This window comes from Chiayiivirga flava (assembly GCF_014202825.1).
GTDB lineage: Bacteria > Pseudomonadota > Gammaproteobacteria > Xanthomonadales > Xanthomonadaceae > Chiayiivirga > Chiayiivirga flava.
In genome coordinates this window covers 524,099-541,335 of the sequence record NZ_JACHHP010000001.1, presented here as the reverse complement: position 1 = coordinate 541,335, position 17,237 = coordinate 524,099, and the positions used below count along the sequence as shown (strand labels likewise).

Sequence of the window (17,237 nt, the reverse complement as noted above, 5' to 3'; positions counted from 1 at the left end):
CTCTACACTCATTCCTCGCTTTGTCCGGTCCGCCTCATGACGCAACCCCGCATCCTGATCACCGACGACCAGCCCGACGTGCTCGCCGCGCTGCGCATGCTGCTCAAGTCCGAGGGCTTCGCGTGCGTGACGTGCGGATCGCCGGCCGAGGGACTCGATGCGGTGCGCAGGGAGCGCTTCGATGCGGCGCTGATCGATCTGAACTACACGCGCGACACCACGTCCGGCCAGGAAGGCCTCGAACTGCTCGGCAACCTGCGCAGGCTCGAACCCGAACTGCCGGTGGTGGTGATGACGGCGTGGGGCACGATCGATATCGCCGTGCAGGCGATGCGTGCCGGTGCCGGCGACTTCATCGAGAAGCCGTGGGACAACCGCCGCCTGGTCAGCGTGCTGCGCACGCAGGTGGAGCTCGGCCGCGCGCGCGAGCGCGAGAAGAAGCTCGAAACCGAGAATTCGCTGCTGCGCGGCAAGGCCGACGAAGACTTCATCGCCGATGCGCCGTCGATGCAACCCGTTCTGCAGATGCTGCGGCGCGTGGCGCCGTCGGACGCGAACGTGCTGATCCTGGGCGAGAACGGCACCGGCAAGGGCGTGCTCGCGCGCTACCTGCACAAGCTGTCCAGGCGTGCGGACAAGCCGCTGATCAAGGTCAACATGGGCGGCATCGTGGAGACGGTGTTCGAGTCGGAAATGTTCGGCCACACCAAGGGCGCGTTCACCGATGCCAAGAGCGATCGCATCGGCCGCTTCGAGCTGGCCGACGGCGGCACGCTGTTTCTCGACGAGATCGCGAACATCCCGCCGTCGCAGCAACCGAAGCTGCTGCGCGTGCTGGAGGACGGCGAGTTCGAACGCGTCGGCTCCTCGCGCACGCAGAAGGTGGACGTGCGCCTGGTGTCGGCCACCAACGCCGACCTCGCCGTGGACGTGGCCAAAGGCCTGTTCCGCAAGGATCTGCTGTTCCGGCTCAACACGGTGGAGCTGCGCCTGCCGCCGCTGCGCGAACGGCGCGAGGACATCGCACCGATGGCGCGCGCGTTCCTGCGCAGCTGCGGGCGCCGCTACCAGCGCGAGGACATGACGTTGACCGCCACCGCGATCGCCGCGCTGGAACGCTACCCGTGGCCGGGCAACGTGCGCGAGCTTGCGCACGTGATCGAGCGCGCGGTGCTGATGGCATCGTCGTCGAAGATCGACCAGTTCGAATTCAGCCTGCAGCCGTTCGAGATGCTGCCGGCGGCAACGCCGGTTTCGTCGTCGCCTGCGAACCTTGCCCAGTCATCGACAGGCGCCGGCGCGCAGACGATCGAACAGGCCGAGCAGGCGATGGTGCGCAACGCGCTCGACCAGTGCGGCGGCAACATCCAGAAGGCCGCCGAGATGCTCGGCCTGAGTCGCGCGGCGCTGTACCGGCGGCTGGAGAAGTTCGGCATCGAGCCGTAGTGACGAGCAGGGAATTGGGAGTCGGGAGTCGAGAGTCGAGAGTCGAGAGTCGAGAGTCGAGAGTCGAGAGTCGAGAGTCGAGAGTCGAGAGTCGAGAGTCGAGTGGGAGCTGGATCGCGCTGTCGCTCGTTTCTCACTCCTCGCTCTTGAGCACCGGATCGCTCAACGCAAGTTCGCGCAGCAGCACGCTCGCCTGGGTGCGGTTGCGCACGCCGAGTTTCTCGAAGATCGCCGAGACGTGCGCCTTGACCGTGCGCTCCTGCACGTCGAGCCGGTCCGCGATCTGCTTGTTGAGCAGGCCTTCGGCGATGAGCACGAGCACGCGGAACTGCTGCGCGGTGAGGCGGGAGAGGCTGCTGGCCAGATCGCTGTCGGACGCGTGCGGCAGGGTGCGTGCCACCGTGGCACGCAGATCGGCAGGCAGCCAGGTGTCGCAGGCCAGCATCGCGCGGATCGCGGCACGGATTTCGTCCATGCCCACACGCTTGGGGATGTAGCCGGCGGCGCCGTGGTCGAGCGCGCGCCGGATCACGCGCGGGTCGTCGTTGCCCGACACCACCGCCACCGCCACCGCGGGGAACTGCGCTCGCACGGCGGCGAGGCCGGCGAGGCCGTGATTCCCGGGCATGTGCAGGTCGAGCAGCAGCAGGTCGATGTCGCTGTGCCGTTCGAGCGCGGCGAGCGCGCCATCGAGCGTTTCGGCCTCGTACACGGTGCAGTCGTCGGCCGCGGCGGAGGCCGCCTGCCGCAGCGCGGCGCGGAACAGCGGGTGATCGTCGGCGATCAGCAGCACGGGCATGCTCAGATTATCCCTGATCGCGTGCCGACCGGCGTCGAGAGCGACGGCTACTGGACCGTCCATCCACCGTCGACCGTGATCGTCTGGCCGGTGATGTTGCGCGCCGCCGGGCCGATCAGGAATGCGGTGATGCCGGTCAGTTCCTCGAACGTGATGAACACGCCCTTGGGCATCGGCTTGAGCATGATTTCGCTGACCACCTGGCTCTCGCTGATGTTGTTGGTGCGTGCCTGGTCCGCGATCTGCTTGTCGACCAGCGGTGTCTTCACGTAGGTGGGGCAGACGGTGTTGATGGTGATGTCGGTGTCGGCGGTTTCCAGCGCCATGACCTTGGAGAAGCCGAGCAGGCCGTGCTTGGCCGCGACGTACGCGCTCTTGTAGCGGCTTGCCACCAGCGAGTGGATCGATCCGATGTTGACGATGCGGCCGAAGCCGCGCTCGCGCATGCCCGGCAGCACGGCCTGGGTCAGGCGCGCGACGCCGGTGAGCATCACCTGGATCAGCAGGTTCCACTTGCCGATCGGAAAGTCCTCGAGTTTCGACACATGCTGCAGGCCGGCGTTGTTGACCAGCACGTCCACCGGACGCGACAGGGCCGCGATGCATGCGGCCACGCTGTCGTCGGAGGTGACGTCCAGCGCGTGCGCTTCGGCCGAACCGCCGGCCGCGCGGATGGCGTCCGCCACGGCGCGCGCCGCGTCGAGCGCGAGATCGGTGACGATGACGTGGTGCCCATCGGCCGCGAGGCCGGCGGCGATGCCCGCGCCGATGCCGCTGCCGGCGCCGGTGACGAGGATGGATCGGGTCTGCATCGAAGTCTCCTGGCGGCGGCGCGGCCGCATCGACGGGTTGCAGCGGAAAATTTGCTGCAACGCGCAAGCCTAGCATTCGCCGCTTGCCGCGGCGTGGTACCAAAGTACGATGTGGGCCCGATCCTGCGCTGCTAGCGTCATGCCATGCGACTCTCGACCCTCTGCGTGTCTGGTGGCATCGCGCTCGCGATGCTGGTGTCCGGCTGTGCGACCGCGCCCGCGGCGCGTGATGCCGCCGCGATGAGCCGGTTCGGCGACATGCGCGTCACCGCGCATCGCGGCGACGACGACCTGCTGACCGGCGGTCTCGGCGCCGCCGGGCTGCAGTCGATGACGCCGCCCGGCTTCGTCGATGCCGCGAACCCGACATCGGCCGAACTGCGGCGCCGTGCGCTGTGGAGCAACTGGCGCGGCATCGCCGATCTCGCTCCGGGCGGTGGCTACGGCACGCTGTACGGATCGCTCGCTCCGGTGCCGGGACGCGAGTACCAGGCGTTCGCCACGCTCGACGGCGCACGCCAGCCGCACCGCGTGCTGCTGCAGGTGCCCGATGCGTTCGATGCGGGCGCACGCTGCATCGTGGTGACGGCCTCGTCGGGATCGCGCGGCATCTACGGCGCGATCGCGCTCGCCGGCGCCTGGGGCCTGCCGAAAGGCTGCGCGGTCGCCTACACCGACAAGGGCACCGGCACCGGGTATTTCGACGCGGACACCGGCAGCGGCGCCAGGCTCGACGGCACGCGCGGCGACACGGGACTCGAATTCGCCCCCGCGCCGACCGGCGCGTCGGCCGCCCATGCCGTTGCGTTCAAGCACGCACATTCGCAGGACAACCCGGAAGCCGACTGGGGTCGCCATGTGCGCGACGCGGCGCAGTTTGCGCTGCATGCGCTCGCGCAGGCGGTACCGGCCGGCGCGCCGTACACCTTCGACAACACGCGCGTGATCGCGGTGGGCCTGTCCAACGGCGGCGGCGCGGTGCTGCGTGCGGCCGAGCTCGACGGCAACTGGCTCGACGGCGTGGTGGCCGCCGCACCGAACGTCTGGCCCGGCGACGGTGGCCGCGCGCTGTACGACTACGTCACCGAAGCCGCGCTGCTGATGCCGTGCGCGCTGCTCGATCCGCAGTTCGACGGCGTGGCGATGGCGCGTCCGGGCGGCGTCAAGCCGCCTGCCGCGTTTGCACGCTGCGAAAGCGCACACGCGGCCGGTCTGCTCGCCGCAACCACGCCCGAAACGCAGATCGCCGAGGCGCGCGAACGGCTGCGCGCGGGCGGCTGGAGCGACGCCGCACTCGAAGCCGCCGCGCTCAGCACCACGTTCGATCTGTGGCGCGCCGTCGCGGCCGCCTACGCGTCGGCCTACACGCGCAGCTCGTGGGACGCGATGCCGTGCGGCTATTCGTACGCCGCGCTCGATGCGTCGCTGCAGCCGCGCGCCACCACGCCCGAGGAGCGCGCCGCATGGTGGTCGGACGCGTCCGGCATCCCGCCCGGTGCCGGCGTGCTGCTGGTGGACTCGATGGCGGGAGGACCCGATCCGGCCTTGCCCGCGTTGCGTTGCCTGCGCGCGCTGTGGACCGCCAACGACGCCGGCGCCGATGCGTTGCGTGCGGGGGTGCAGGCCACGCGCGCATCGCTGCCACGCGACGGGCTGCCGGTGATCGTGCTGCACGGTGCCGACGACGGCCTCATTCCCGAAGCGCTTTCCGGCGGCGCCTATGCGCAGTGGGCCACGGCCAACGGCCGCGACGTGCGCTACTGGCGCGTGGCCAATGCACAACATTTCGATGCGTTTCTGGGCCTGCCGCCGCTGGCGGGGCGTTACGTGCCGCTGCTGCCGTACGCCTACCGCGCGCTGGACGCGATGTGGACCCACCTGCAGGACGGCACGCCGCTGCCCCCCAGCGCGGACATCGCAACGCAGCGCCGCGCCGCATCGGCCGCCGGCATCGAAGCTCTTGGCGCGCAGCACATTCCCGCGCCGCGCTGAGCGTCAGCGCCAGAACGCGATGAGGCGTCCCTGGCCGGTCTTGCGCCGCTCGTAGCGTTCGATTTCTTCCGGCGTTGCGGTCTCGGGCAGCGGCGCGCGCAGGATCAGCAGCTCGTGCCGCCCGCGCGGCAATGCGCGCACATCGATCATCGCCACGAAGCCGCGCAATCCGAACACCGGCTCGGTGGCGAGGTCGAAGTGCAGGTCCGGCACCGGCTCGCCGTCGATGAGCACGGAAAACACCGTGCCGACGCAGTCCAGCAAGCGATCGGCGGCAGCGCGCTTGAGTGCGTCCGCCGCTTCGCGGTCGTCGCTGTCCGTGTCCGCTTCGAGCGCCTGTCCGCACAGGCCGCGCAGCAGGGGCGCATCGCGCGGGGTGTGGTAGGGCACGAACAGGCGCACGTAGTCGTCGCGCACCACTTCGCTCTGGATGAACGGATACGGCACCAGCGACAGCAGGCCGTCGCGCTGGTCGGCATAGTTGCGCGGCTCGAGCGCGCGTCCGCGCGTGTCGCGCAACGAGGGCAGCTCCGACGAGTACCCGCTCAGGTTGAACGCATCCTCGCGCACCATCATGCGCGCCATCACGATCCCCAGCACCACCATGATCGCGATGCTCATCATGGCCGAGCTCTTGTACTGGCCGAAGCGACTGAAGAACAGCAGGATCGGGTAGTTGGTGAAGCTGCCGAAGCCGCCGCCGAGGTACCCGCGCAATACCTTCAGCGTGCCGCGCGCGACGGCACCGTCCGGCGCGACCCGCTTGCCGACGAACTTGTCCGCCATCATCGCCAGCACGAACGGCACGAACACCACCGCGAACACGATGCTCCACGTGACAGGCCACGCGATCATGTGGCCGCTCAGTTCGTACAGGGCGTAGGTCGCCGTGGCCAGCAGCACCATCAGCAGCAGCGGCGCGAGCAGGGTCAGCGCAAACCCGACGCCGAAGCCGAAGACGCGACTGGCGCGGTTGTCGGCCGCCTCCACGGTGGCAGCGATGCCGGCAAACCGTTCGATCACCGCGCGCTTGTACATCGGCCCCCAGCGCAGTTTCTCCCAGTCCACGCCCTCCGGGTAGACCGAACTCAGGCCCACCACGGACACCCAGTACGCGCGTGCTCCCAGGTGCAGCACGAACGTGCCCACCAGCGCGTACGTGGCCGCGATGATGTACATGTACGGCAGCATCACGATCGCCGCGAGACCGCTGTCGAAGCGCGGGAAGGTTGAGTAGAAGGCGCCGTCGAGCAGATCCGGCAGCTGCAGCAGCGAGAATACGGTGGCGCCGGAGATCAGCAGCTCCATCTCCCACGTGGGCGTGGTGTGGCGGGGCAGCGGATCGCGACCGTCGGCGGGCGCGGGGGCAGGGTCGTGCATCGCGGAGTCCTCGTCTGCGTCGCATCCCGACCGCGTGGCCGGTGCCGATGTGACTGCCGCACTGTAGCGGCAGCCGCAGTGCGATGGACAGGGCTGCCGGGCAGGACGCGCGGGGTGCGATGGTATGATCGGGCGTCACTGCGGAGGGCCCGAATGAGCGGACACGACCACGGAGCCGCCGGCTTCGAACAACTCGCGCGGCAGTACTGGAGCGCGTTCGGCGATTTCGCCCGCACGCCGTCGCCCGATGCGGCAATCCCCGGCTGGAAGGAGGGCCTGGCCTGGTGGACGCAGCGGCTGGCGCCGGGCAGTGGCCAGCTTGATGCCGCGCTCGAACGCATGAACGCGCAGTCGGCGCATCTCTTCGGCCTCATGCAGCAGGTGGCTGCCGGCCTTGCCGGACGCGATGCCGCACCCGAGCAGATCAGCCGAGCGTGGCAGCGTGCGCTGGGCGATGCGTTCGGCGGCAACGGCGTCGCAGACATGTTCCGCGGCGTCGCGGGGGTGCAGGGCTTCGACCAATGGCTCGCACAGGTGCAACCGTGGCTGCGAGGGTGGATGCCGTCGCAGGCCGGGAACGACGCCTTCGCGACGCTCGCGCAGTGGCAACGCGCCGCGTCGCCGCAGGCCTGGCAGCAGCAGTTCGCGCCGCTGCTCGCGCAGCTGCAGGGCGGCGCCTCGCCGCAGGCGTGGCGCGAGCAGGCCGAGGCCGCGCTGCGCCTGCCCACGTTCGGCCTCGCGCGCGAACACCAGGAGCGCTGGCAGGCGCTGGCGCAGGCGCTGCTCGACCACCAGCAGGCCAGCGCCGCGTTTTCCGAAATGCTTGCGCAGGTCGGCAAGCGTGCGTTCGAACGCTTCGAATCGAAGCTCGAGGAACGTGCCGAGCCCGGTCGCCAGCTCGACAGCGCGCGCGCGCTGTTCGACCTGTGGATCGACGCGGCCGAGGACGCGTGGCAACAGATCGCGCTGACGGACGAATTCCGCGCCGCCTACGGCTCACTGGCAAATTCGCAGATGCGCTTGCGCGCCGCCGTGCAGACCGAGATCGAGCACATCGGCAACCTCTTCGGACTGCCCTCGCGCACCGAGATGGACGCCTCGCACCGCAAGGTGGCGGCACTGGAACGCGAGTTGCGCAGGCTGCGCAGCGAACTCGACGAGGCCGCGCACGCGGCGCGCACGCGCGAGGGCGCACGTCCTGCACCGACGCGTGCGAGAGCGGCACCTGTCGAGCAGATGTCCGAGCCGGAGCCGGAAGCCTACCCCGAACCCGCGTCGAAACCCCGTCGCGTGCGCTCGCGCGGCACGGCGGTCACGCCAAAGAAACAGGCTGCGGCGAAGCCGTCCGCCAAGCGCAAGGCGTCCGGCGGCAAACGCCGCATGGCTGTGCTGCCGATGGTGGCCGCGCCGCGTGCGCTGGGCAAATCCGCCGCGTCGGGCAAGAAGGTGCGCAAATGATCGGCCCCTTGCGATTCACCGCCGCCGACCTTGCCGAAGAGGCGCAACGCACGCACGCCAAACTCTCGGCCGCGCTCGGCACGCTCGGCAAGGTGCGCGACGTGGACTTCGGTGCCACGGCGAAGGACGAGGTCTACCGCGACGGCAAGCTTGCGCTGTACCGCTACCGCGGGCCGAACGCGCCCACGGCAAAGGTTCCGCTGCTGATCGTCTACGCACTCGTCAACCGCCCGTACATGGTCGATCTGCAGCACGATCGCTCGCTCGTGAAGGGCCTGCTCGAGCGTGGCGAAGACGTGTACATCATCGACTACGGCTACCCCGACCGGTCCGACCGCTTCCTCACGCTGGAAGACTACGTCGAACGCTTCATCGGCGGTTGCGTGGATTTCCTGCGTCACGGTCACCGGCTGGACGCGATCAACGTACTCGGCATCTGCCAGGGCGGCGCGATGTCGCTGTGCTACACCGCGCTGCATCCGGACCGCGTGCGCAATCTCGTCACGATGGTGACGCCGGTCGACTTCCACACGCCGGACAACATGCTGTCGAACTGGACGCGCAACATCGACGTCGACCTGATGGTCGACGCGCTCGGCAACGTGTCGTCCGACATGATGAACATGACCTACCTCATGCTCAAGCCGTTCCGGCTCAACGTGCAGAAGTACGTGGGCATGGTCGACATCCTCGACGACGCCGACGCGGTGGAGGACTTCCTGCGCATGGAAAAGTGGATCTTCGATTCGCCCGACCAGGCCGGCGAGGCGTTCCGCCAGTTCATCAAGCAGTTCTACCAGGCCAACGGCTTCGTCAACGGCGGCATCGACATCGGCGGTCGCGCCGTGGATCTTGCGAACATCGATGTGCCGGTGCTCAACATCTTCGCCGAGCAGGACCATCTGGTGCCGCCGGACGCGTCGCGGCCGCTCGGCGGTCTGATCGGCAGCGAGGATTACACCGAGCTGATGTTCAAGGGCGGGCACATCGGCATCTACGTGTCGGGCCGCGCGCAGCGCGAGGTGCCGACGGCGATCCACGACTGGCTGGCGACGCGCTGACGCCGCACGGCGTCGGCGCGCGCCCGGACGCGGAGCAGGGAGTCAGTCGTCGCGTCCGCCGTCGTGGCCGCGCAGCTGCGTGCGCACGAACGCGTCGAGCCGACGCAGTCGCGCCGCGTTGCGCCGCCAGGCCCGGCTGTCCTGCGCGGGAATCGCGGAGGAGTATTCGCCCGGCGCGGTGATCGATGACGAGACGAAACTCATCGCGGTCACCGTCACGCGATCGGCGATCTCGAGATGGCCACCGATGCCTGCGGCGCCGCCGATCAGGCAGTGGCGACCGATCCGGGTGGAACCGGCCACCGCCACGCAGCCGGCCATCGCGGTGTGCGCGCCGATCACCACGTTGTGGCCGATCTGGATCTGGTTGTCGAGCCGCACGTCCTCGTGCAGCACGGTGTCGTCGAGCGCGCCGCGGTCGATGGTGGTGTTGGCGCCGATCTCGCAATCGTCGCCGACCGCCACGCCGCCGAGTTGCGGCACCTTGATCCATTGCCCGGCATCGTTGGCGATGCCGAAGCCGTCCGCGCCCAGCACGGCGCCGGGATGGATCAGCACGCGCCGTCCGAGCCGAACGCGCCGCACCAGCGTGACGCGCGCCACCAGCTCGCTGCCGGCGCCTACGACGCAGTCCTCGCCGACGACACAGCCCGGACCGATCACCGCGCCCGCGTCGATCCGCGAACGCGCACCGATCACGGCAAGCGGCGCCACGTGCGCCGCCGGATCGACCGATGCGTTCGCATCCACCACGGCACTGGCGTGCACGCCGGCCGGCCGCTCCGGCCGCACCTCGAACAGCGCCGCGATGCGGGCGAACGCCACGTACGGATCGCGCGCCACGAGCGCGTGGCCGGGCCACGCGGCGGCATCGGCGTCGCGCAGGACCACCGCACCCGCCGCGCTGCCGGCGAGTGCGTGCCGATACGCCGGGTTCGCGAGGAATCCGAGCTGGCCGGCCTGCGCGCGGGCGAGGGTGGCGACACCGACGATGCGGTACTCGGCGTCGCCGCGCAGCTCCAGCGAAAAGCGTTCGGCCAGATCGCCCAGGCGCGCGCCGGCGGGGCTCACCGCGGGCCCTCGTCGAACTCGCGCCGCATGCGCTCGAGCACGTCGTCGGTGATGTCGATGCGGCCGCTGACGTACACCTGCGGGCTCGGCACGACGAGGTCGTACCCCTGCTCGCGTGCGTAGTCGGCGATGGCGTCGTTGATCAGGGGCCAGGCGCGGTCCACTTCCTCCTGGCTGCGCGTGCGCAGATCGTCGCGCAGACGCTGGCGCGTGCGTTCCACCGAACGACGCAGCGCATCGGCCTGACGTTGCAGTGCCTCCGGCGAATCCGCGCCGCCGGTGGCGAGGCGTGCATCGAGCTCGGCCAGGCGGGCCTCGTCGCGCGTAAGCTCGGCGTCGCGCGCATCGAACTCGCGCTTCAGCCGCGCATTGGCTGCAAGCACCTGCGGCGCGCTGTCGAGCAGGCGTTTCATGTCGACGTAACCCACGCGCGTCGGCGCGGGCTGGGCCCAGGCGACAGGCGATGCGGTGCCGCCAAGCAGGACGAGCGTCAGCAGCAGCGCGCACCACCGGCGTGCCGACGGCGGACGCAGGGCGCAGGTCCGTCGTCGTGCGTGCATGGCGTGCCCGGGGCCTGCCGCCGCGTCGTCAGAACTGGGTACCGAACGAGAACTGCAGACGTTCGATCTCGTCTTCGTCGTCCTTCAGCACCGGCTGCGACACGTTCAGCACGATCGGGCCGATCGGCGCCTGCCACTGCAGCGACAGACCCACCGACGCGCGGTACTCGCGGAACTCGAAATCGCTCGCGCTCGGATACACCTGGCCGAAGTCGAGGAAGGCCGACAGGCGCGTCTGGTCGGTATCGAACAGCGTCGGGAAGATCGCCTCGATGGTGCCCGTGGTCTTGAGCGCACCGCCGAGGTTCTGGCGGAAGTTGCTCGTGCTGCCTGCCGCGACCGGGCCGAGGCTGTTGTCCTCGAAGCCGCGGATCGAGCGCACGCCGCCGGCGTAGAAATTCTCGAAGAACGGCAGGCCGTCGGCGGTGACGATACGCTCCGGGGTGTTGTTCGCCGCCGGGATGACACGCGTGACCGGATCGTCGTAGTTGTCGCCGTAGCCCAGTTCGGCCGCGGTGAGCAGCACCAGCGCACGGTTGATCGGCCAGTAGCGCGCGAACTGGTAGTAGAGCTTGTAGTACTCGACCGTGGAGCCCGGCAGCGCGATTTCCGCCGCCACGCGCTGGAACGTGCCGCGGGTCGGATTCCAGTACGCGTTGCGCGAGTCGCGCGCCCAGGACAGCTCGGTGCGCCAGGCGTGGAAGGTGCGCTTGTCGAGTGCGTCGATGTAGTCGACGATTTCCTGCGCCGTCGAGCCCAGGACCGGCGTGATGGTGTTGTAGTCGATGCCGAAGCTCAGGCCGACGGTGTCGGTCTCGGTCAGCGGAATGCCGAAGGTGGCTTCGAACGCGCCGTTGTCGACGAGGTAGTTGGCGATGTTGAAGTCGCCGTAGTCGAGCTCGCGGTAGGTCACGTTGTAGCCGAGCGAGACGCCGTCGTCCGTGAAGTACGGGTCGATGTACGACAGGTCGATGCTGCTCGAATAGTCGTTCTGCTGGACGTTGACGCCGACGCGGTTGCCGGTGCCGAAGAAGTTGTTCTGCGTCACGCCCAGCGAGTAGATGATGCCCGAGAGCTGCGAGTAGCCGAGGCCGAAGGTGAAGCTGCCGGAGGTGGTTTCCTCCACGTTGACGACCACGTCGACCTGGTCGTCGGTGCCGGCCACCTCGGGAGTTTCGATGTCGACCTTGCTGAAGTAGCCCAGGCGCTGCAGGCGCACCTTGGAGCGGTCGAGCGCGGCCTGCGAGTACCAGCTGCCTTCGAACTGGCGCATCTCGCGCCGGATCACCTCGTCGCCGGTGCGGGTGTTGCCCTTGAACGCGATGCGGCGCACGTACACGCGCTTGCCGGGTTCGACGTAGAAATTGATCTTGACCGTGCGGTTCTCGCGATCCACTTCCGGCACCGGCGTGACGTTGGCGAACGCGTAGCCGACGTTGCCCAGCACCGCCATCATCGCGTCGGATGTGAGTTCGAGCAGGCGTCGCGAAAAGGTCTGGCCCGGCTGGATCAGCACGAGTTTTTCCATTTCCTCCTGCGAGATGATCGTGTCGCCGGTCACCACGGTTTCGGAAATGGTGTAGACCTCGCCTTCGCGCATGTTGGCGGTGAGGTACATGTCGCGGCGGTCGGGGCTGATCGAGACCTGGGTGGATTCGACGTTGAAGTCCACGTAGCCGCGATCGAGGTAGTACGAGTTGAGCTTTTCCAGGTCGCCGGAGAGCTTTTCGCGCGAATACTGGTCGTCGCGGCGATACCACGAGAGCCAGTTGCTGGTGTTCGATTCCCAGGTGTCGCGGATATCGTCGTCTTCGAAGGTTTCGTTGCCGACGAGGTTGATCGACTTGATCTTCGCGGCCTTGCCTTCCTTGATGTCGATCTGCAGATCGACGCGGTTGCGGTCGAGCGGCGTGACCGACGGCTGGATCGAGACGTTGTACTTGCCGCGGTTGTTGTAGGCGCGGGTCAGCTCCTGCGTCACGCGGTCGAGCTGCAGGCGGTCGAAGGTTTCGCCCTCGGACAGGCCGATTTCCTTGAGGTTCTTTTCCAGTTCGTCGGACTTGATGTCCTTATTGCCGACCAGCGTGATGCGATTGATCGCGGGGCGTTCCTGCACGGTGACGACGAGGATGTCGTTCTGCCGCTGCAGCGTCACGTCGTTGAAGAAACCGGTGCGGAAGAGGGCGCGGATTGCCTGCGCCGCGGTGTTGGAATCGACCTGGTCGCCCTTTTCGATCGGCAGGTAGGTGAACACGGTGCCGGCCGAGATGCGTTGCAGGCCGTCGACGCGGATGTCGCTGACGGTGAACGGTTCAAAATTCTGCGCGGCGGCGGGCAGGGCGGCGAGCAGGGCAAGGAACAGGGGAGCTGCGGCGAAACGCTTCATCGTCACATCCAGGACATCAATCGTATGCAGAACAGGATCGGGCGCGGATCCTGCGGTGTTTTTTGTCGTTCTTGTCGGGGCGGCGGCGGCTGGCGTCCGTTGCCGCGGGCCGTCACGAGGAGACCAGCCGGGCGATGTCGTTGTAGAACGCGAGTCCCATCAATCCTGCCAGCAGGGCGATCCCCAGATATTGGCCGGCGATCAGCGTTCGTTCGCTGACCGGGCTGCCTTTCACCATCTCGATAAGGTAATACAGGAGGTGTCCGCCGTCCAAGATCGGGATCGGCAGCAGGTTCATGATGCACAGGCTCAGGCTGAGGATGGCGAGGAACCACAGGAACCAGGCAACACCGCGCTGCGCCGAGTCGTTGGCGTATTGCGCGATGGAGATCGGGCCGGAAATGTTCTTGAGCGAGGCGCTGCCGTTCACCATGCGCCACAACATGCCGAACGTGGAGCCGGTGAGACGCCAGGTTTCGTGCAGCGAGGCGCCGATGGCATCGATCGGGCCGAAGCGCAGCAGGGCGTCGTACTGCGCCTGGAGCTTCGGATTGGGGATGCCGAGCACCCAGCGCGGGGTGCTTTCGCTGCGGTCGAGCGTGGGAACGATGTCGACGCTGCCCGGCTGGCCGTCGCGCGTGTAGTCGATGCGCAGCGGCCGGCCTTCGGCGGCCTGCGCCTGCACCGCGTTGCCGACCTCGTCCCACCACTGGATCGGCTGCGCGCCGACGGCGACGATGCGGTCGCCGGGCTGCAGGCCGGCGGCCTGCGCGGGCGTGCCGGCGATGTCCGGCCCCACGAGCGGCGCCATCAGGAACTGGCGCGGGACGATGCCGATGTCGCGCAGGGCCGTGGTTTCGTCGATCTTGCGGTCGAGCCTGGACAGATCGAGCGTCAGCGTGCGGGTATCGCCGTTGGCGCGCAGCACCTCCACGTCGAGCGGCGCGCGGTCCAGCGCGCCGGCGGTGATCGCCATCGCGGCGTGGGTCCAGGTGTCCATTCGCTCGCCGTCGATCGCCACGATGCGATCGTCGAGCGCCAGGCCCGCCTGCGCCGCCAGGCTTTGCGTGCGACCGACCAGCGGCTGATAGTCGTTCTTGCCGATGACGAACATGCCCCACAGCAACGCGAGGCAGAGGACCAGGTTGAACGCGGGCCCCGCCGCGACGATGGCGAACCGCTGCCACACGGTCTTGCGCGTGAACGCCTGCGGCAGCTCGTGCGGCGCCACCTCCACCTCGCGCTCGTCGAGCATCTTCACGTAGCCGCCCAGCGGCAGCATCGCGACGACGTATTCGGTGCCGTCGCGCCCGACGCGTTTCCACAGCGGCCGGCCGAAGCCGACGGAGAAGCGCAGCACCTTCACGCCGCACAGCCGGGCGACGAGGTAGTGCCCGAACTCGTGGAACGTCACGAGGATGCCGAGGCTGACGATCAGCCACCAGATCGACCCGAAAACCGTGCTCATGTGCTGTGTCTCGCCTGGTGTGACATCGATCTGTGTCAGGGGCTGCGGAGCAGCGTGGTTGCGACCCGGCGCGCTTCGGCATCCAGTGCCAGCAGCGCGTCGAGCGAGTCCGCCCGGGCACCGTGCAGTGCGTCGAGGGCGGCGGCGAGGACGGTAGCGATCCCTAGGAAACCCAATCGGCCCTGAAGAAAGGCTGAAACCGCGACCTCGTTCGCCGCATTGAGCACCGTGGCGGCTCCGCCGCCTTCGCGCAAGGCCCGGTAGGCCAGGTCCAGGCACGGAAACGCGGCACGGTCCGGCGCTTCGAAATCGAGCCGTGCCAACGCAGCGAGGTCGAGCGGCGCCACGCCGGCGTCGATGCGGTCCGGCCACGCGAGGCCGTAGGCCAGGGCCGTCCGCATGTCGGGGTTGCCGAGCTGGGCCAGCATCGAGCCGTCGGCGTACTCGACCAGCGAATGGACGATGCTCTGTGGATGCACGACCACGTCGATGGCGTCGGCCGCGGCGCCGAACAGCCAGTGCGCCTCGATGACCTCCAGGCCCTTGTTCATCAGCGTGGCCGAATCCACCGAAATCTTGCGGCCCATGCGCCATTTGGGGTGGGCGCAGGCCTCGTCGGGGGATACCTCCGCCAGCTGCGCGCGGGTCCGGCCGCGGAACGGGCCGCCGGATGCGGTGAGCACGATGCGGCGCACCCCGGGGCGTGCCGCGCCGTGGATCGCGGGACCGGGCAGGCACTGGAAGATGGCGTTGTGTTCGCTGTCGATCGGCAGCAGTTCGGCGCCGTTGGCGGCAACTGCCTCCACCAGCAGCGCGCCGGCCACGACGATGGCCTCCTTGTTCGCGAGCAGCAGCCGCTTTCCGGCGCGGGCGGCGGCGAGCGTCGAGGGCAGACCGGCGGCGCCGACGATGGCGGCGACGACCGTGTCGCAGGCGTCGGAGCCGGCGAGTTCCACCAGCGCTTCGCTGCCGGCGCGGGCCTCGGTGTGCAACCCGGCGCCGGCGAGCGCGTCGCGCAGGGCGGCGTAGCGCGAGGCGTCGGCGACCACGGCGATGTCCGGCCGGTGTCTCACGCACAGCGCAACGAGTTCGTCGACCTTGTCGTTGGCGGTCAGCGCCGTGGCGCGGAAGCGGTCCGGATGCCGCGCGATCACATCGAGCGTGCTGGCGCCGATCGAGCCGGTGGCGCCGAAGACTGCGACGCGCCGCATCACAGTCCGAACAGCGCCTTGGCGACGGCGAACACCGGCACGGCGGCCACGACGCTGTCGATACGGTCGAGCACGCCGCCGTGGCCCGGGATCAGCTGGCTCGAATCCTTCGCGCCGGCATGGCGCTTGATCAGGCTCTCGAACAGGTCGCCGACCACCGAGGCCAGCGCCGCCAGCAGCGTCACCGCCATCAGCATCGGCAACTGCGCCCAGGAAAGGCCCAGCAGCGGCGCGGCCGGCACCGACAGCAGCAGCACGCCGGCGAGCCCGCCCCAGAAGCCGGCCCAGGTCTTGTTCGGACTGATGCTGGGCGACATCTTCGCGCCGCCGAAATGGCGGCCGGAGAAATACGCGCAGCTGTCCGCCGCCCACACCAGCGCCAGCGCGTAGAACGCCCAGCGCGGACCGAGCGCGCCAGCGGTGTGCAGCATGCCGAGCGCGCACCAGGTGGGCACGATCAGCAGGGTGCCGACGAGGAGCTTGGTCCAGCGATGCGCAGTCGTGGGCGCGCGCGCGAACTGCGGAAACCGCAGCCACAGCAGCGAGGCCAGCCACCACGCGACGCCGAGCAGCGCCACCACAGGGAACAGCGCCGGCCACCCGCGCCACGCCAGCCACGCCATCGTCGCGGCATGCATCACGATGATCAGCGTGCGCCGCGCGTGGCCCTCGAACCCGATCAGCCGCGTCCACTCCCACAGCCCGAGCAGCAGCAGCGCGGCGGCCAGCGCCATGAAGGCGGCACTGGGCAGGAACAGGACGGCCGCGATGGCCAGCGGCGCCAGCAGCAGGGCGGTGATGATGCGTTGTTTCACGGGGTGGCTCCGGCGGCGATCTGGGCGGCGGTCATGCCGAAGCGGCGCTCCCGGCCGGCGAAATCGGCGATCGCGGCGCGCAGCGCGGCGGCGTCGAAGTCCGGCCAGAGAATGTCGGTGAAATAGAGTTCGCAGTAGGCGAGTTGCCACAGCAGGAAGTTGCTGATGCGGCGCTCGCCCCCGGTGCGGATGAACAGGTCCGCGTCCGGCAGGTCGGACAGCGCGATCTGCGGCGCGAGCATGTGCTCGTCGATGCGGGCCGGATCGATGTCGCCAGCGGCGGCGCGCAGCGCGAGCGCCCGCGCGGCCTGCGCGATGTCCCAGCGCCCGCCGTAGTTGGCGGCGATGCACAGGTGCAGGCGCGTGTTGCCGCGGGTGAGCTCCTCGGCACGCGCCATGCGGCTGCGCAGCTCCGGCGCGAACGCCGCGCGTTCGCCGACGAAGCGCACGCGCACGCCGCGCCGCAGCAGCTCGTCCACCTCGCGGTCGAGCGCGCGCAGGAACAGCTGCATCAGCGCGCCCACTTCTTCCTTCGGCCGGCGCCAGTTTTCGCTGGAGAACGCGAACAGCGTCAGCACCTCGATGCCGTCGTCGAGGCATGCGTCGATGCAGGCGTTCACCGCGCGCGCTCCGGCGCGATGGCCGATCGTGCGCGGCCGGTGCCGGGCCTGCGCCCAGCGACCGTTGCCGTCCATCACGATCGCGATGTGGCGCGGCTTGCGCGCAGGCGCGGCCGGCGACACCGCAGCATGCGAAACATCGGCGTTCATGCGGGAAT

The 17,237-nt window shown here is 69.1% G+C and carries 14 protein-coding genes; 4 read left to right on the top strand and 10 right to left on the bottom strand.

The window, feature by feature from the left end; genetic code table 11:
• Positions 1–36 precede the first annotated feature (36 nt).
• Entirely contained in the window at positions 37–1,446 is a 1,410-nt protein-coding gene (locus HNQ52_RS02260; RefSeq protein WP_183959378.1) for a sigma-54-dependent transcriptional regulator, read from the top strand.
• Between the two features lie 133 nt (positions 1,447–1,579).
• Here HNQ52_RS02260 and HNQ52_RS02255 read toward each other — a convergent pair whose 3' ends face one another.
• Both HNQ52_RS02255 and HNQ52_RS02250 read right to left on the bottom strand, forming a co-directional pair.
• Complete coding sequence (locus HNQ52_RS02255; RefSeq protein ID WP_183959376.1) at positions 1,580–2,245, bottom strand: response regulator transcription factor; 666 nt, start codon at positions 2,243–2,245, stop codon at positions 1,580–1,582.
• A 47-nt stretch (positions 2,246–2,292) separates the two neighbouring features.
• Positions 2,293–3,057, bottom strand: a complete 765-nt coding sequence (locus HNQ52_RS02250) for a 3-hydroxybutyrate dehydrogenase (RefSeq protein WP_183959374.1) — start codon at positions 3,055–3,057, stop codon at positions 2,293–2,295.
• 144 nt (positions 3,058–3,201) lie between these two features.
• Between HNQ52_RS02250 and HNQ52_RS02245 the strand changes: the two genes are divergently transcribed.
• Positions 3,202–5,049 carry a 3-hydroxybutyrate oligomer hydrolase family protein gene (locus HNQ52_RS02245; protein ID WP_183959372.1) on the top strand — a complete coding sequence of 616 codons (1,848 nt, stop codon included), beginning with the start codon at positions 3,202–3,204 and terminating at the stop codon, positions 5,047–5,049.
• A 3-nt stretch (positions 5,050–5,052) separates the two neighbouring features.
• Here the strand turns inward: HNQ52_RS02245 and HNQ52_RS02240 are convergent, their stop codons facing one another.
• Positions 5,053–6,429, bottom strand: coding sequence for a hypothetical protein (locus HNQ52_RS02240; RefSeq protein WP_183959370.1), 1,377 nt, complete (start codon positions 6,427–6,429; stop codon positions 5,053–5,055).
• A gap of 153 nt (positions 6,430–6,582) precedes the next feature.
• Between HNQ52_RS02240 and phaE the strand changes: the two genes are divergently transcribed.
• Positions 6,583–7,887, top strand: coding sequence for a class III poly(R)-hydroxyalkanoic acid synthase subunit PhaE (gene phaE / locus HNQ52_RS02235; protein ID WP_183959368.1), 1,305 nt, complete (start codon positions 6,583–6,585; stop codon positions 7,885–7,887).
• Positions 7,884–8,948, top strand: coding sequence for a class III poly(R)-hydroxyalkanoic acid synthase subunit PhaC (locus HNQ52_RS02230; protein WP_183959366.1), 1,065 nt, complete (start codon positions 7,884–7,886; stop codon positions 8,946–8,948). Before phaE ends, HNQ52_RS02230 begins: the two co-directional genes overlap by 4 nt.
• Before the next feature lie 42 nt (positions 8,949–8,990).
• Here the strand turns inward: HNQ52_RS02230 and lpxD are convergent, their stop codons facing one another.
• From lpxD to uppS, 7 genes are all read right to left on the bottom strand, one after another.
• Complete coding sequence (gene lpxD, locus HNQ52_RS02225) at positions 8,991–10,019, bottom strand: UDP-3-O-(3-hydroxymyristoyl)glucosamine N-acyltransferase (protein ID WP_343059171.1); 1,029 nt, start codon at positions 10,017–10,019, stop codon at positions 8,991–8,993.
• The gene (locus tag HNQ52_RS02220; protein WP_183959364.1) at positions 10,016–10,579 is read right to left on the bottom strand and encodes an OmpH/Skp family outer membrane protein; all 564 of its coding nucleotides are present in this window, start codon (positions 10,577–10,579) and stop codon (positions 10,016–10,018) included. The genes lpxD and HNQ52_RS02220 overlap by 4 nt, the downstream gene beginning before the upstream one ends.
• Positions 10,580–10,607: 28 nt before the next feature.
• Entirely contained in the window at positions 10,608–12,965 is a 2,358-nt protein-coding gene (gene bamA, locus HNQ52_RS02215; RefSeq protein ID WP_183959362.1) for an outer membrane protein assembly factor BamA, read from the bottom strand.
• A 112-nt stretch (positions 12,966–13,077) separates the two neighbouring features.
• Positions 13,078–14,433: an RIP metalloprotease RseP gene (gene rseP / locus HNQ52_RS02210; RefSeq protein ID WP_183959360.1), complete on the bottom strand. Its 1,356-nt coding sequence runs from the start codon at positions 14,431–14,433 to the stop codon at positions 13,078–13,080.
• Between the two features lie 35 nt (positions 14,434–14,468).
• Positions 14,469–15,644, bottom strand: coding sequence for a 1-deoxy-D-xylulose-5-phosphate reductoisomerase (locus HNQ52_RS02205; RefSeq protein WP_183959358.1), 1,176 nt, complete (start codon positions 15,642–15,644; stop codon positions 14,469–14,471).
• On the bottom strand, positions 15,644–16,459 hold the full coding sequence (locus HNQ52_RS02200) for a phosphatidate cytidylyltransferase (protein ID WP_183959356.1): 816 nt from the start codon (positions 16,457–16,459) through the stop codon (positions 15,644–15,646). The genes HNQ52_RS02205 and HNQ52_RS02200 overlap by 1 nt, the downstream gene beginning before the upstream one ends.
• Positions 16,456–17,229 (bottom strand): polyprenyl diphosphate synthase, encoded by a 774-nt coding sequence (gene uppS / locus HNQ52_RS02195; RefSeq protein ID WP_183959354.1) that lies wholly within the window; start codon positions 17,227–17,229, stop codon positions 16,456–16,458. The genes HNQ52_RS02200 and uppS overlap by 4 nt, the downstream gene beginning before the upstream one ends.
• Positions 17,230–17,237 lie beyond the last annotated feature (8 nt).

Bases quoted from the DNA above. Each gene is read 5' to 3' on its own strand.
- bamA (WP_183959362.1), bottom strand. From the start codon at position 12,965: ATGAAGCGTTTCGCCGCAGCTCCCCTGTTCCTTGCCCTGCTCGCCGCC.
- HNQ52_RS02260 (WP_183959378.1), top strand. From the start codon at position 37: ATGACGCAACCCCGCATCCTGATCACCGACGACCAGCCCGACGTGCTC.
- HNQ52_RS02240 (WP_183959370.1), bottom strand. From the start codon at position 6,429: ATGCACGACCCTGCCCCCGCGCCCGCCGACGGTCGCGATCCGCTGCCC.
- rseP (WP_183959360.1), bottom strand. From the start codon at position 14,433: ATGAGCACGGTTTTCGGGTCGATCTGGTGGCTGATCGTCAGCCTCGGC.
- HNQ52_RS02250 (WP_183959374.1), bottom strand. From the start codon at position 3,057: ATGCAGACCCGATCCATCCTCGTCACCGGCGCCGGCAGCGGCATCGGC.
- HNQ52_RS02245 (WP_183959372.1), top strand. From the start codon at position 3,202: ATGCGACTCTCGACCCTCTGCGTGTCTGGTGGCATCGCGCTCGCGATG.
- HNQ52_RS02230 (WP_183959366.1), top strand. From the start codon at position 7,884: ATGATCGGCCCCTTGCGATTCACCGCCGCCGACCTTGCCGAAGAGGCG.
- HNQ52_RS02205 (WP_183959358.1), bottom strand. From the start codon at position 15,644: ATGCGGCGCGTCGCAGTCTTCGGCGCCACCGGCTCGATCGGCGCCAGC.
- HNQ52_RS02220 (WP_183959364.1), bottom strand. From the start codon at position 10,579: ATGCACGCACGACGACGGACCTGCGCCCTGCGTCCGCCGTCGGCACGC.
- HNQ52_RS02255 (WP_183959376.1), bottom strand. From the start codon at position 2,245: ATGCCCGTGCTGCTGATCGCCGACGATCACCCGCTGTTCCGCGCCGCG.
- uppS (WP_183959354.1), bottom strand. From the start codon at position 17,229: ATGAACGCCGATGTTTCGCATGCTGCGGTGTCGCCGGCCGCGCCTGCG.
- phaE (WP_183959368.1), top strand. From the start codon at position 6,583: ATGAGCGGACACGACCACGGAGCCGCCGGCTTCGAACAACTCGCGCGG.